At 45.2% G+C, this 15,069-nt stretch carries 12 protein-coding genes and 1 tRNA gene; 11 read left to right on the forward strand and 2 right to left on the reverse strand.

The window, feature by feature from the left end; translation table 11 throughout:
- Positions 1 to 193 precede the first annotated feature (193 nt).
- From JAO78_RS14015 to JAO78_RS14050, 8 genes are all read left to right on the forward strand, one after another.
- Positions 194 to 2,215: an alpha/beta hydrolase family protein gene (locus JAO78_RS14015; RefSeq protein WP_226751994.1), complete on the forward strand. Its 2,022-nt coding sequence runs from the start codon at positions 194 to 196 to the stop codon at positions 2,213 to 2,215.
- A 136-nt stretch (positions 2,216 to 2,351) separates the two neighbouring features.
- Positions 2,352 to 2,428: transfer RNA gene (locus JAO78_RS14020), tRNA-Trp, on the forward strand.
- 9 nt (positions 2,429 to 2,437) lie between these two features.
- Positions 2,438 to 2,791: a hypothetical protein gene (locus JAO78_RS14025; RefSeq protein ID WP_226751995.1), complete on the forward strand. Its 354-nt coding sequence runs from the start codon at positions 2,438 to 2,440 to the stop codon at positions 2,789 to 2,791.
- Positions 2,784 to 3,233 carry a ribosomal protein S18-alanine N-acetyltransferase gene (gene rimI / locus JAO78_RS14030; RefSeq protein WP_226751996.1) on the forward strand — a complete coding sequence of 150 codons (450 nt, stop codon included), beginning with the start codon at positions 2,784 to 2,786 and terminating at the stop codon, positions 3,231 to 3,233. The genes JAO78_RS14025 and rimI overlap by 8 nt, the downstream gene beginning before the upstream one ends.
- Positions 3,234 to 3,645: 412 nt before the next feature.
- On the forward strand, positions 3,646 to 5,232 hold the full coding sequence (prfC, locus tag JAO78_RS14035; protein ID WP_226751997.1) for a peptide chain release factor 3: 1,587 nt from the start codon (positions 3,646 to 3,648) through the stop codon (positions 5,230 to 5,232).
- An 11-nt stretch (positions 5,233 to 5,243) separates the two neighbouring features.
- Positions 5,244 to 6,983: an arginine--tRNA ligase gene (argS, locus tag JAO78_RS14040; protein ID WP_226751998.1), complete on the forward strand. Its 1,740-nt coding sequence runs from the start codon at positions 5,244 to 5,246 to the stop codon at positions 6,981 to 6,983.
- A gap of 1 nt (position 6,984) precedes the next feature.
- Positions 6,985 to 7,620 (forward strand): pyridoxamine 5'-phosphate oxidase, encoded by a 636-nt coding sequence (pdxH, locus tag JAO78_RS14045; protein ID WP_226751999.1) that lies wholly within the window; start codon positions 6,985 to 6,987, stop codon positions 7,618 to 7,620.
- A 27-nt stretch (positions 7,621 to 7,647) separates the two neighbouring features.
- Positions 7,648 to 8,457: a TatD family hydrolase gene (locus tag JAO78_RS14050; protein WP_226752000.1), complete on the forward strand. Its 810-nt coding sequence runs from the start codon at positions 7,648 to 7,650 to the stop codon at positions 8,455 to 8,457.
- Positions 8,458 to 8,484: 27 nt separating this feature from the next.
- On the opposite strand, the gene JAO78_RS14055 is transcribed toward JAO78_RS14050, so the two are convergent.
- Positions 8,485 to 9,078: an AhpA/YtjB family protein gene (locus JAO78_RS14055; RefSeq protein WP_226752001.1), complete on the reverse strand. Its 594-nt coding sequence runs from the start codon at positions 9,076 to 9,078 to the stop codon at positions 8,485 to 8,487.
- Positions 9,079 to 9,164: 86 nt separating this feature from the next.
- On the opposite strand from JAO78_RS14055, the gene serB reads away from it, so the two are divergent.
- Both serB and JAO78_RS14065 read left to right on the forward strand, forming a co-directional pair.
- On the forward strand, positions 9,165 to 10,178 hold the full coding sequence (gene serB / locus JAO78_RS14060; RefSeq protein ID WP_226752002.1) for a phosphoserine phosphatase SerB: 1,014 nt from the start codon (positions 9,165 to 9,167) through the stop codon (positions 10,176 to 10,178).
- Positions 10,175 to 11,068, forward strand: coding sequence for an alpha/beta fold hydrolase (locus JAO78_RS14065; protein WP_226752003.1), 894 nt, complete (start codon positions 10,175 to 10,177; stop codon positions 11,066 to 11,068). Before serB ends, JAO78_RS14065 begins: the two co-directional genes overlap by 4 nt.
- Before the next feature lie 3 nt (positions 11,069 to 11,071).
- Here the strand turns inward: JAO78_RS14065 and JAO78_RS14070 are convergent, their stop codons facing one another.
- Entirely contained in the window at positions 11,072 to 13,588 is a 2,517-nt protein-coding gene (locus JAO78_RS14070) for a PilZ domain-containing protein (RefSeq protein ID WP_226752004.1), read from the reverse strand.
- A 115-nt stretch (positions 13,589 to 13,703) separates the two neighbouring features.
- On the opposite strand from JAO78_RS14070, the gene radA reads away from it, so the two are divergent.
- Entirely contained in the window at positions 13,704 to 15,065 is a 1,362-nt protein-coding gene (gene radA, locus JAO78_RS14075; RefSeq protein ID WP_226752005.1) for a DNA repair protein RadA, read from the forward strand.
- Positions 15,066 to 15,069: the final 4 nt, after the last annotated feature.

Below are 15,069 nucleotides of genomic sequence, written 5' to 3' on the forward strand. Positions count from 1 at the left end.
GCAGTATCACTGACAAAACGCTTCCAAGCAGTGAATCTTAATAATTTTTGCCGATAAATTTCCTGATAATTTAGTGAGATTGTTTTGGCTTTGTTCTGTCGTTATTCCATGTTGATTAACCGCAAAAGCTAATACAGCAAGGTCAGGGAGTTCTAGTATGGATAGTGTACTTCCTTAAATATGAGAATCGCTTATGCGTTTTGTTAAACCGTTCTGTAGTTTTTTACTTGTTTGCTCAGTAAGTTGGGGGGGGCAAGCTACCACTCCACTTGAGTACGATGATGTATTTGAAATTGAGTTTGTGTCTGATCCTCAACCCGATAGTAAAGGCGAAAAAATTGTTTTTGTGCGTAATTGGATGGATCGTCAAACAGACCGCCGGCGTTCTGTGTTGTGGTTAGCGGATGCAAAGGGCCAATTACAAGCGCTTACTCATTCTGCTCAGAGCGCTTCTTCTCCACGTTGGTCACCTGATAACAGTAAGATTGCCTATTTAGCTGATCAGCAAATCCATTTGTATTGGTTAGATAGCGGCCGCAATGTTCAACTAAGCCATGTTAACCATTCACCTGCTAATCTAAGTTGGTCGCCAGATGGACAATGGTTGGCCTTTACCATGTTCACCCCCGTCAGTAAAGCGCCTCCAGTAACCTTACCCGGTAAGCCAGTTAATGCCGAGTGGGCTAAAGCGCCTATTTATATTGATAATAAACAATACCGTGCTGATGGTGCCGGTTATTTACCAGCGGGTTTTACGCAGGTGTATTTAATTGCCGCAGACGGCGGTAGTGCTATTCAATTGACTGATGAAGAGTTTAACCATGGCAGCACGTTAAGTTGGCATCCGGATGGTTCTGCTTTGTATTTATCGGCTAATCGGCATGCAGATTGGCATATTGCTGTCTCTAATTCAGAACTATTTCGTTTAGATATTAAGACGAAACAATTAACGGCGTTAACCGATCGCTTTGGGCCAGATACGCAACCGCAAGTTTCTCCTGATGGTAAGAAGATTGCTTATTTAGGTTACGATGATCGTAAATTAGCTCATCAAGCTATGCGCTTATATGTAATGGATATTGATGGCAGCAATAGTAAGAATTTAACAGAAGACTTAGATCGGGGTATTGAAAGCTTCCAATGGCAAGCGAACAGTAAAGATCTGTATATTACTTACGATAGTGAGGGCAAAGGTTTATTAGCTGAGTTGTCTGGAAATGGCCGAGTAAAAGTATTAGCTGATGATTTAGGTGGATCTTCTTATAGTCGGCCTTATTCAGGTGGTCAATTTGCGGTTGCCAACAATGGTTTAGTGGCTTATACGCAAGCCAGTACCGCCCATCCTGCTGAGTTGGCGACATTACAACGCAATAAAAAACAGCAGCTAACTTCATTTAATCGTGATTTATTATTTAAACGCGAAATAGGTAAGGTTGAAGAGTTCTGGTACGAATCATCTATTGATAAACGTAAGCTGCAAGGCTGGATAATTTATCCGCCGGCTTTTGATGCCAGTAAAAAATATCCTTTGATCCTTGAGATCCATGGAGGCCCACATACTGCTTATGGTCCTTACTTTACGATGGAGTTGCAATTATTGGCATCGCAGGGTTATGTCGTGCTTTACACCAACCCTCGCGGAAGTACGAGCTATGGTGAAGACTTCGCTAACTTGATACATCATAATTATCCAAGCCATGACTTTAATGATCTCATGGATGGTATTGATCAAGTGGTTGCTCGTGGTTTTATCGATGAGCGCGAATTATTCGTTACGGGCGGCAGTGGTGGTGGCGTACTAACCACATGGAGTATTGCTCATACTAAGCGCTTTGCTGCCGCGGTTGCGGTGAATCCGGTAATTAACTGGTATTCTTTTGTGTTAAATGCCGATATGTACAGTTACTTTAGCCAGTATTGGTTTCCTGCTTTACCTTGGGAAGATCCTGAACACTATCTTAAATACTCACCTATTCAGCATGTTGGCAAAGTCGAAACACCCACCATGCTCTTAACCGGTGAATCTGATTTCCGTACCCCTATTTCTGAAACTGAGCAATATTATCAGGCATTACAGTTACGTGGCGTAGAAACGGCGATGGTGCGGATCCCTGGGGCATCGCATGCCATACATACACGGCCAAGTAACATGATGGCGAAACCTGCCTACATTATTTACTGGTTTGAAAAACATCGACAAAAAACCGCTAAATAGTGCGTATAAAGCCCAGTTTATTCTGGGCTTTATTTTATTTACTAAAAAGTGTATGTTTTCTATTCATTCAGGTAGGAGCATCATGTTTTTTACTTTACCTTTAGTCGGTTCTTTGTATAATGGCGACTCCAACGCTAGGGGCATAGTTCCAATTGGTAGAACAGCGGTCTCCAAAACCGATGGTTGGGGGTTCGAATCCCTCTGCCCCTGCCACTTCTTCTTATGACAATGTATTCTCAAACACATCTCACTTTATTAAAGCAGCTTGCTGTGGTGCCGTTGCAACCTAAATCTGAGTTTTATTCAGATTGTTCGCAATCGCGCTCAGCTGAAGCTACTGATGCGCGCCAGAGTGAATCTATAACCAATGTTGAGGCTAGCAAGCTGGATGTACTTGTAGCAGATATTGAATGTCTGTTGGCATCATTTGGCATCACAGACTGGCAAATAAACCCAAACGCTGTAGACATTCATTTCCAAGAGCAGCAATTAATTACCCCATCACTCGTGGCACTTAAACAACCCATGTTAAAGCGTCAGCTATGGTTATTGTTATCTGAGTATGTCGATGCCTGAGATCCGGCTACTAAGCCTTGAAGATTTGCCTACCTTAATGAACATCGAGTTGGCAGCTAATTTATACCCTTGGACTGAAGGGGTATTTCGTTCTTGTTTTAATCAGCAATATTTCAATTATGGTGTTTTTCAACATGAACAGTTGCAAGGGTTTTATATTGGCCAATTTCTGGGGGTAGAAAGTCAATTATTTAATATTGCCGTTGCGCCGCAGGCGCAAGGTCAGGGTTTCGGTAAATTATTACTTGCACACTTTGTTGCACAGAGTACCGAACGTAATGCTTTAGATGCCTGGTTAGAGGTTCGTGCAACTAACCAACAGGCATTGCATCTTTATCAGCAAGCGGGTTTTATCGAAACAGGCCGCCGCAATAATTACTACGTTAGCGCGCAGGGCCGCGAAGATGCATTGCTGATGTGCTTACCCTTAGCGTTTAGTTAATTGCTACGGCTGCTTTTTAGCAGAGGTTATTGCTGCTATTTTGCTAAAACGGAAGCATATAACTGAATGCTTTATTACCCGCAAAATAACAGATGGTTTATCCTAACAGTTAGCCACCCATTCACAAAGCTGCAAGCCTGATTATGCCTGATATTGTTTGTTTAACGCTGTGGCAATAAAGCCGAGTGCTTGTTTTTTTTTCATGGGCAACGTTTTCGTTTTTTTGCAGGTTGCAGCGCCTGTTTAGCCTTACCAGACCCCTTGATGAAAAGCATTGATTGTTTAAAGCGTCAGGATCAGCGAAAATAGCCACCAATGATGTTAAACATAATGGATCTAGCAAACGAAGGGCTCTACTGCGGGCTCTGCAATTATTTGTCGAAATCCATGCAAAAATGAAAAGACTTTATTAATGGCAGACCAAAACTTTCTTAACGAAATCAATTCTAGAAGAACTTTTGCAATCATATCTCACCCCGATGCCGGTAAAACGACGATCACTGAAAAAGTGTTGTTGTTCGGACACTTGATCCAAAAAGCCGGTACTGTTAAGGGTAAAAAATCGGGCCAGTTTGCTACTTCAGACTGGATGGAGATGGAAAAAGAGCGCGGTATTTCCGTGACAACTTCCGTCATGCAGTTTCCTTATCATGATTGTTTGGTCAACCTGCTAGACACGCCGGGTCACGAAGATTTCTCCGAAGATACCTATCGTACCTTAACCGCCGTCGATTCCTGTTTAATGGTCATTGATGGTGCTAAAGGGGTTGAAGATCGCACCATCAAACTGATGGAAGTGACACGCCTGCGTGATACGCCGATCGTCACTTTTATGAACAAAATGGATCGGGATATTCGCGATCCGATTGATTTATTGGATGAAGTTGAAAGCGTTTTAAAGATTGCTTGTGCACCTATCACTTGGCCGATTGCCTCAGGTAAAGAATTTAAAGGCGTGTATCACATCTTACGTGACGAGGTCATTTTCTATAAATCGGGCCTCGGGCACACTATTCAAGATGTTGACGTGATCAAAGGCCTCAACAATCCTGAACTGGATAAACGGCTTGGCTATTATGCACAGCAATTGCGCGATGAAATGGAGTTGGTGCAAGGCGCGAGTAACGAGTTTGATCAAGACTTGTTTTTGAAAGGCGAACTGACGCCGGTGTTCTTTGGTACGGCTCTAGGTAACTTCGGTGTGGATCATATGCTGGATGGCTTGACCGAGTGGGCGCCTACGCCGCAACCCCGAGCGACAGACACGCGTACAGTGCAAGCTACGGAAACCGGCTTTAGCGGCTTCGTCTTTAAAATTCAAGCTAACATGGATCCGAAGCATCGAGACCGTGTTGCGTTTATGCGTATCGTGTCAGGTAAGTATGAAAAAGGCATGAAAGTGCGTCATGTACGCATTGGTAAAGACGTTTTGATCCCGCAAGCGTTAACCTTTTTAGCCGGTGATCGCGAGCATTTAGAAGAAGCTTACCCAGGCGATATTATCGGTTTGCATAACCATGGCACCATCAAAATTGGTGACACCTTCACCACCGGTGAAAATATGCAATTTAGCGGTATTCCGAATTTTGCACCGGAGTTATTCCGTCGTATTCGCTTACGTGACCCACTGAAACAAAAGCAGTTGTTGAAAGGCTTAGTTCAGTTAGCGGAAGAGGGCGCTGTGCAAGTGTTTCGTCCGCTGGATAACAATGACCTGATTGTGGGTGCTGTCGGGGTGCTGCAGTTTGATGTGGTCGTGCATCGCTTAAAATCAGAGTACAACGTTGACGCGCTGTACGAGAGTGTGAATGTGAGTACCGCGCGCTGGGTTTACTGTGATGATGCTAAAACACTGCAAGAGTTCCAGAATAAAGCCAGTAATAACTTGGCCTTAGATGGCGGCGATAACCTGACTTATATCGCACCCACGATGGTTAACTTAAACCTCGCTATTGAACGTTATCCGAAAATTAAATTCCTTAAAACCCGCGAGCATTAACAGGTTGCCGTATGAATATTAAACACCTTTTAACTGAGAAAACCCTTGCTGCCTTTCAACAGCTTGGCTTAACCGAAAACGTTAATGCGGCTGTTACGCAAAGCACGCGGCCAGAATTTGGTGATTATCAGATCAATGGCGCTATGGCGGCAGCCAAGTTATTAAAAACCAATCCGCGGCAGCTTGCGCAACAGTTACTAGAGCTGCTCGATATTGCCGACATGGCCGAAAGCGTTGAAATAGCGGGGCCTGGTTTTATCAATGTGAAGTTAGATAAAAACTGGCTTGCATCGCAATTAACGACGGCAGCAACCGACAGCCGTTTGGGCGTTGCGGTGAATCCTACACCGCAAACGGTAGTGGTGGATTATTCTGCGCCTAACTTAGCCAAAGAAATGCACGTTGGCCATTTACGTTCAACCATTATTGGTGATGCGGTTGTACGAACCCTTGAGTTCTGGGGGGACACCGTGATCCGACAGAACCATATGGGCGATTGGGGCACGCAATTTGGTATGCTGATAGCGCATTTAGAAGACAAAATCGCCGCCGGTGTCGATTTAGAAACGGTCGCCTTAGCCGATCTTGAAGATTTCTATCGGGAAGCGAAAAAGCGTTTTGATGATGAAAGCGGTTTTGCGGATAAATCACGTGATTACGTGGTAAAACTACAAAGCGGTGATGCGCATTGCCAAAAACTGTGGCAGATGTTTATTGATACCTCGATTAAACACAGCAACGACGTTTATCAGAAACTGAATGTCACCCTGACGAATGCCGATATCAAACCTGAAAGCGCCTATAACGCCATGTTACAACCGATTGTTGCTGAGTTAGTCGCAAAAGATATCGCGGTTGAAAGCCAAGGTGCTTTGGTGGTGTTTTTGCAAGAATTAGCCGATAAAGAGGGTACCCCTTCACCTTTTATCATTCAAAAAACCGGTGGGGGTTTCTTATATTCGACCACCGATTTAGCCGCGTGTCAGTATCGCAGCCACGAATTAGCCGCTGATCGCATTATTATCTTCACGGATGCACGGCAAGCTCTGCACTTTAAACAAGTCGAATTAGTGGCACGCAAGGCCGGTTATTTAGCCGAGCGCACAGCCTACGATCACTGCCCGTTCGGCACCATGATGGGTGAAGATGGTAAACCCTTTAAAACGCGTACTGGCGGCACAGTAAAGCTGGCTGAACTCCTGGAAGAAGCGGTAGTTCGCGCCAATGCGGTATTGCAAGATAAAGTGACCGATTTATCAGCAACTGAGATGGCTGAGATCGCCCGTAAGGTTGGCATTGGGGCGGTAAAATATGCGGATTTATCGAAAAACCGTACCAGTGACTATATTTTTAGCTGGGATGCAATGCTCAGCTTTGAAGGCGCTACCGCACCTTACTTACAATATGCCTATACTCGGGTACGCAGTATTTTACGCAAAGCTGAGGTTGCGGCTGATTTTCATGCTGAAATCGTGATTGGCGCCGAGCAGGAAAAATTGTTAGCTGTTAAATTATTGCGTTTTGAAGAAACCTTACAACAAGTAATGAAGGAAGCTCAGCCGAATTTACTGTGTAATTACTTGTATGAACTGGCCAGTTTATACATGACGTTCTATGAAGCCTGTCCTATTCTAAAAGAAGGTGTTGAACCAGCAACGCGTGACAGCCGTTTAATGCTGAGTATTTTTAGCGCCAAGTTATTACACAAAGGCTTGGACCTTCTGGGTATTGAAGTAATGGAACGGATGTAACATGAAAATCGACGCGATTCGCCGCAGCTACACCAAAGATAAATTGGATCTCGACCAGCTCGATGCCGATCCCATTGTGCAATTTGAACAATGGTTAAAAGATGCGGTGGCGGCAGAATTGCCCGATCCGACCGCAATGTGTGTAGCGAGCGTCGACGCTGAGGGGCAGCCGTCACAGCGGCTGGTATTGTTAAAAGATCTGAACCCGAGCGGCTTTACCTTTTACACTAACCTTGGCAGCCGTAAGGCTACCGAGTTAGCAGCTAATCCTAAAGTTTGCTTACATTTTCCGTGGCATCCTCTCGAGCGCCAAGTGATCGTTTATGGCACGGCAGAACGCGTGCCTACCAGTCAGGTAATGAAGTATTTCTTATCACGACCCAAAGAAAGTCAGTTGGCCGCTTGGGCATCTGAGCAAAGTCGGCCGGTGTCAACGCGTTTGGCACTGATGCAGAAATTTGCGGAAATCAAAGAGAAATTTTCGCATGGTGATGTGTCGTTACCCGATTTTTGGGGCGGCTTTTTAGTCCGTCCTTATCAAATTGAATTTTGGCAAGGCGGTGAGCATCGCTTACATGATCGCTTTATGTATCGGCAAACGGATCTTGGCTGGCAAATTGAGCGGCTGTGCCCTTAACGCGGCAGTAAAAAAGGACTCGCGCGAGTGAATAACCCCCAAATAACAACTCGCTCGATGCATTACCCGCTATTCGACACCCATTGTCATCTTGACTTACCCGAACTCTGGCATGCATGGCCAGAGCATTGGCGCCTAGCACAGCAAGCTGGGGTGCAAGCCTTGTTAATTCCAGCAGTGGCTAAAGAAAATTGGCCGCGTTTACTGAAGCTGTGTCAAACCAACCCGCAATTTTATCTTGCTTTGGGTATCCATCCTTGGTGGGCCATTAAACATCACTTAGCGGATATTGATTTGCTGGCGTTGCAGTTGCAACAGCCAGAGGTATCGGTGCAGGCCATCGGTGAAATTGGCCTTGATTTCGCGTTAAATGCGGACAGTTTTGTCATACAGCAGCAATTGTTTGCAGCACAATTAGCGTTAGCCAAACGGCATAAATTACCGGTGATCTTGCACCATCGTAAAAGTCAGCCAGCGTTATTAGCGGAAATTAAACGTCAGCAGTTTAGTGAAGGCGGCATTTTGCATGCGTTTTCAGGAAGTCAGCAACAAGCGCACGCTTTTATCGATGTGGGGTTCAAATTAGGTATCGGTGGCACTATTACCTATAGCCGAGCCGAAAAAACACGGAATGCGGTCAGTAAATTACCGCTGTCGGCTTTAGTGTTAGAGACCGATGCACCCGCTATGCCGCTAAGCGGTTTTCAAGGGCAGGTCAATACGCCAGCGCAGTTAGCACAGGTGTTTGACGCTTTATGTCAATTAAGAGATGAATCCCCACCGCAGCTCGCTGTGGCGTTGTGGCAAAATAGTCGTCAGGTCTTGCGACTGAGTTAACCGGCGAAAAGGTTTAGGTAAAGAGTATCAGGCTTGGGGAGTAGGTGTTTTGCGATAGCGCTGACTTAGCTGACTAACGTTGCGTTTCAGTAACATGCCCACCGCGCCAGTAAGTAGCAGCAGACCTAAGATTTGTTGCATTAACTGCTGCCAAGAATGATAGCCCGGAAACAACTTTTCATCCTGCAATAAACTTAATTTGATATAGCCAAGCAATTCGTTGTTCACTCGAATTTCTTCTACCATCGGGATTAATGCTAAAGGCTGGTCGGGGCGATACAGTAAGCGTGCGGCAGAATTCGCTTCTGACCAACTGATCCTGACGCCATTCGCATCATAAACCACGACATCATGTAAGAACGGATTTTCAGCAATATGTTGAGTTAATTGCGACAAGCCTTCCAATTCGTCATTTTCTAATAAATAACCGGCGGTGTAAGACATGGCAATTAAGGTTTCACGCATCAGCAGTTTATTTTGTTGCATCAACAGTTGCTGACCTTCAGTGCGTGCTGCGCCCCAGCTATGCAAAATAAACCAAATACCTAATACGGCTAATGCCAGTTGTAATAAGGTAATAAAGCTTGAATATCGATGACCTGATAGGCTATGGTGCTGCATATTTTTAATCGCTAAATGACGTCGGCAGGTCGCTGCCTAAAGTGTTGTAGCATGCCATGGTCATTCAGTTAAGTATAGGGCAGAGCGTGTCGAATTTTTCTAAAGTATTAGCTCCGTTTAATCGTGAGCTAAAGTCGATGTTAACTGAAGCGCAGCAGCCGTTGTGTTTAGAATGGCGAGCAGGGCAAATTCAGAGTGTGGCAACGGCTGATAGCGCTGCCAGTGGCCCAGTATTAATTTACTTTGGTGGCGAGCAGAGTTTGAGCCAACTTGAGCAGATTTTAGCTGCGCTGGCATTACCTTCTATGTTACTAACCGTCAGTGTCAATCAACCGCTTGCTAGCTTACCGGCCGGCCTGTTGTTGCAAAGCCCCGCACTGGCGCAACCTGAACAAGCGCGATTAAACCAGATCGCAGCAGCGCTAGATTGCCAGCTGGTATTTTTAGCAACGCGTCCAGCGTTATCGCAGCCCGGTTTATTACTGATGGATATGGACTCGACGGCCATTGAAATTGAATGTATCGACGAGATTGCTAAGTTAGCCGGTGTAGGTGAACAGGTGGCCGCCGTTACTGCCAGAGCAATGAACGGTGAGCTGGATTTTGCTCAAAGCTTGCAACAACGGGTGGCGGCATTAGCCGGTGCGCCTGAATCAGTGCTGCAGCAAGTATTAGATAAGTTGCCGTTAATGCCAGGGTTAACCGAGTTGGTGGCAACGTTACAGCGTCATCATTGGCAGGTGGCTATTGCCTCCGGCGGTTTTACCTATTTTACTGATGCCCTAAAGCAGCAACTGGGCTTAACGGCAACCTTTGCTAATCAATTAGAGATTGTTGAGGGTAAGTTAACGGGTAAGGTGTTAGGACCCATTGTTGATGCAGAGCGTAAAGCGGCTGTTGTCGGCGAGTTAGCTGCGCAGTATCGCATTCCACTGGCTCAAACCATCGCCATAGGAGATGGCGCTAATGACTTATTAATGTTGCAACAAGCTGGCTTAGGTGTAGCGTTTCATGCGAAACCCAAGGTGCAGGCGGCGGCCAAAGCGGCGATAACTTCCGGCAGCTTATTGCAGCTATTGTATTTGGTTGAACCCGCGTGAAGCATCAACAACATTCGTTGTTTGTTGATTTAAAAGACTATCATCTGCATGTTAGGCAATTAACACCGCTGCACGGTTCACTTGCGCCGGTGTTGTATTTGCACGGTGCAATTGAGAATGGGCGGATTTTTTACAGCCATTCAGGTAAAGGCCTTGCCAGCTTCTTAGCCGATCAGGGGTTTATTGGTTATGCCGTCGATTTTGCTGGTCGTGGTTTATCGCAACCCTCGCTGGCTGATGGTTTGCAGCAAAATCAGCAACAATTAATTTGTCATGATATTCCGCGCTTAATCGAGCATTTTTACGACTTACATCAACAGCCCTTAATCTTGATGTGTCATTCGTGGGGCGGCGTGTTGGCGGCGGCAAGTTTAGCCCGTCATCCGCATTTACTGCAGAAAGTTAAAGCCAAGGTTTGTTTTGGCACCAAACGCGTGATCAGTGTGCGATCGTTAGCAAAATGGCTGAAAATCGATATGGTATGGAATAGTCTTGCCCCTTGGTTAAGTCGGCAGCCTGGTTATTTACCTGCTAAACGCTGGCGTTTAGGGGCAGATGATGAGCCGCGACAATTTTTGTTGGATACCATTCGTTGGATCAAAGGTGCTCCGTTTAAAGATTGCACGGATGGTTTTGATTATCAGCAAGCTTGTCAGCAAGCGATGTGGCCAGCCATTTGGCATTTTGCCGCCGAGCATGATCGTGTGCTTGGTCACCCGAAGGATGTACAGGCTTTTATTGAAGAATGCGCTCAGCGTGAAGCGAAATTCAGTTTATTGGGGAAAACGCAGGGTTATTCGCAAAACTATGATCATATTTCTATGTTGACGCATCCCGCTGCAGCAACGGAGCATTTTCAAGAGCTCACGCTATGGCTAAAGAGCTTATAATGGCTATTTATCGCGCGCTAAGATAGCCATGCGTGCTTGCTGTTGAGCGGTGCAGGCAGCCGCATTATAACGAGCAACGATCTCTGCAGAGGTTTCTACACCATCAGCTACCCCTTCGACATGCCACAACTCTTCCTCTAACGTTTTTGCTTTGTGTATAGCATAAACACTGATATAGCCAATCTCTTTCGCGATATATTCTGAGTCTAGCTTACCGGTACGAGAAACGTAGAGTTTAAAACTAAACAGCACATGATGTTCAATAGCATCTAAAATAAAGATTTGCAGATCTTCCGCTTGCTTAAACTCAAAATCATAATGGCTACTGAACTCCAGTTGACCATTGTCTAACGGGGTAACCCGAATATACAACTCAAATTGTTTTGACGGATCATGTCGCTTCATTTGCTTTAAAAAATGTGCGACTTCTTGCGTTAGCACGTGCTCTTTCGTCAATAAACTAAAGTCTAAGCTTTTGCTGCTCTGTTGCGACAGTTGCAGCAACTTATGAATTGCATTGGGCTGGGCGCCACGGCCTAACACATTTACGTCATGGCGTAGGCCTTTGCGATGAATAAAAACCGCAAAGTTATTCAGCGTTTTAACATACATATTGCGCAGTGCATCTGATAAGCCAGGGTACTTCGGTGTTTCTTCGGCCACAGTTAATTTGCTGCGGTTACTTTGAATTAACTGCTGAAAAAACGCCTTACCAACATGATAATCGGTTTGAGCAATTTTCAAATTCATAATGGTGCGGCTTTTACTTACTGCCATTACTTCGTAAGGTAAGCCCGATAATTGATGTTTGTTCGTGATTTTTTGTAGATCGGGTAATTCAAAAAGCAGTATATCGCCTTTTTGAAAATCGACAGGTTGGCTAAATTCAATTTGTAGGCCGCCAGTGGAAAAGTCTCGGCTAAAACTGCTGATGGGGGTTTGCTCTGGTTTGTTTCTTACCAGCACCGTGGTTTTATACAAATAACGCGACTCAGCACGTAAATTAATATAATGAATAGCTATCGCTTCACAGGGTTTGGCTTGCAGGGCTTTACTTAATCCAAATTTATTTAAGGCCGCTAATTTATCAGTTTGGTAAGTATAGGCCGAGTAATAACGCCGATGTTCAGCCGAACTGATTTCAGTGAGTGCGGCAATATAATGCATATCTTTGAGCATACCCGCGATCAAGGGGAACGGTTTTTGCGTGTTGACCGCGCCGGGTATGGCAAATTCATTAATACTTTGGCTTACGTGAGTTTTTAATAAATTAAGATGGAATACACGCCAACTGGGCTTGCCAGCGCCAAACCCAAAAAACATCTCACGCAAAGCGGTTGATTCGGCAAGTTCAAGATCCGTCGCAGCATAAAAATACAATTTGCCTTTTGCTGCGTGAGTAAAGCAATACAAGATACTGGAGCGTTCGGTTGAGGTCTGGCTCAGCAGCAGTTTTAGCCGCTTTGCAGATAGTACATGGCTTAATACTGAGAGTTGCTGTTCATCCAAAAAATAATGCCAAACACTTTTGTTGTAATCACTGGTGAGGCAAAAACGGCTACTGACTTGGCCATCAACAACAGATAAATAAACCGGTAAAGTATTAATTCGCGGCAAATAGTATTGTTCATAGCCCTTGGTAATGACGGCGTCGGTGGTGTTATCTAAATTCACCTTGTAGCGGCGTTTATTACCGTGAATAAAACTCTGTAAAAATTGATTAAACGAGCCTTCTTGTTCTGGATTCAAGCGCTTTAATCGCAAATAGTTATATTTATCCTGCTCATCCACTTCTAAGACTTGATAAGTTAAACCCTTAGGCAAATTCAAGGTGAATTCTTTTTCTAAACCACGCAAAGCCAAATTGAGGGTGTCCCCCACAACAATTTGCCGCCCTGCTGGTATTTTTAATTTACAACCACCAACAGACAGATCCGTGGTCATGGCACTAAAACGCTGATCCGCATGGCGGACTTCTACTTCAATGCCATAATTCATGCGCTCTTCACAGCGGCTGATATAATAGCCAAACTGCACTAATTTATTCGGGTTGTTGGTTTCTTCTTCTGGCTCGGTATTTTCTTGCGTGTTTGTGGAGTCGGGCAGCTGCAAACCATTACGGCGTTGTGCTAATGCATTACGAACACGCTCTTCGGTTTCTTTACGATGACGAACCCGAAAGTTATTGTCAGCGTTCATGACTTCTTCGTAGACGCCAATAGTGTATTGGCCGTAATCGTTAACGCCGTTTTCAAAGATCTGCCGTGCGGTATCATCTAGGTGATGGGTTTTGCCTAAATAGACAAAAGGTTTAACATCACCATCAACATGGCCGCGTAAATCAATGTAATAGTTGCAAGGCTGAGCAAGACGCTTTAGTTCCATTTTTAATAAAAACTGTTTTGACTTAGGCAGGCTAGCAGACAGACTAGCGAAAGTCTGCTCAAACTCGGGTGAGTTGATCAGTCCTTTCATCCTTTCAATAATGCCAGATTGCTCTTTAAAGTCGGTTGCAGTCATAGTCAGCTGATTCAGTTGCCAAAATTTTGGCAGCTTAGGGTTATAATGAGATTAAGCTACGTTGTTCTATTTCGAAAAGCAATATCTGTGCCTTTTATTCAAATTAGGAAAAATCATGGCAAAAACAAAAACCGCCTACGTATGTAATGAATGTGGTGCCGATTTTATGCGCTGGCAAGGTCAGTGTTCTGAATGCTCGGCTTGGAACTGTATTACTGAAGTAAGACTAGGAGCCGTAAAAACGAAAAATACTCGGCTGGATGGTTATGCCGGTACCACAGTCGCTAAAGTGATGCGGCTTGATGAAGTCGATCTGCAAGAAGTACCACGCTTTAGTACTGGCTTTGTTGAGTTTGACCGCGTGTTAGGCGGCGGTATTGTGCCGGGTTCTGCTATTTTAATCGGTGGGCATCCAGGTGCTGGTAAAAGTACCTTATTACTACAAATGATGTGTGGCTTAGCTGAACAGGGTGGAGCCTTGTACGTCACGGGGGAAGAATCTTTACAGCAGGTGGCGATGCGCGCTCAGCGCTTAGGTTTACCAATGGGCACGTTAAAAATGCTGGCAGAGACCAATGTCGAAACGATTTGCCAATTAGCGCAGCAAGAAAAGCCCCGCATTATGGTTATCGACTCCATCCAAGTGATGCATTTAGCTGATGTGCAATCGGCCCCAGGAAGTGTGTCGCAGGTTCGAGAAAGTGCGGCCTTTTTAACACGCTTTGCCAAGCAGTATCACATAGCCATTATTATGGTGGGCCATGTCACAAAAGATGGCTCGCTGGCTGGCCCTAAGGTACTTGAGCATTGTATTGACTGCTCGGTGATGCTTGATGGCGATACCGATAGCCGCTATCGCACTATGCGTGGCCATAAAAATCGTTTTGGCCCGGTAAATGAGCTAGGCGTCTTTGCTATGACCGGTCAGGGCATGAAAGAAGTGAAAAATCCTTCGGCTATTTTTTTAACGCGTGGTAAAGAAGATCAATCTGGCAGTATTGTGATGGTGCTTTGGGAAGGAACGCGGCCATTATTAGTCGAGATCCAAGGGTTAGTCGATTATTCACCGCTGAATAATCCAAGACGCGTGACTTTGGGTATGGAGCAAAACCGTATTTCTATGTTATTGGCCGTTATGCATCGCCACGGTGGTTTGCAAATGGCCGATCAAGATGTGTTTGTCAATGTCGTCGGCGGCGTTAAGGTCAACGAAACGAGTGCTGATTTAGCGACCTTGCTGGCCTTGGTATCGAGTTTTCGTGATAAACCCTTGCCCAATGATTTGGTCGTATTCGGTGAAGTCGGCTTGGCGGGGGAAATTAGGCCGGTACCGAGTGGGCAAGAACGTTTACGTGAAGCGGCAAAACATGGTTTTCGTCGCGCTATTGTGCCGATAGCGAATGCGCCCAAAGAGCCGATTGAGGGTATGCAGGTCATCTGTGTGAGTAAGTTAGCAGAAGCGTTAGAAGCGATTTAGCCCA

Source organism: Alishewanella maricola (assembly GCF_016343785.1).
GTDB lineage: Bacteria > Pseudomonadota > Gammaproteobacteria > Enterobacterales > Alteromonadaceae > Alishewanella > Alishewanella maricola.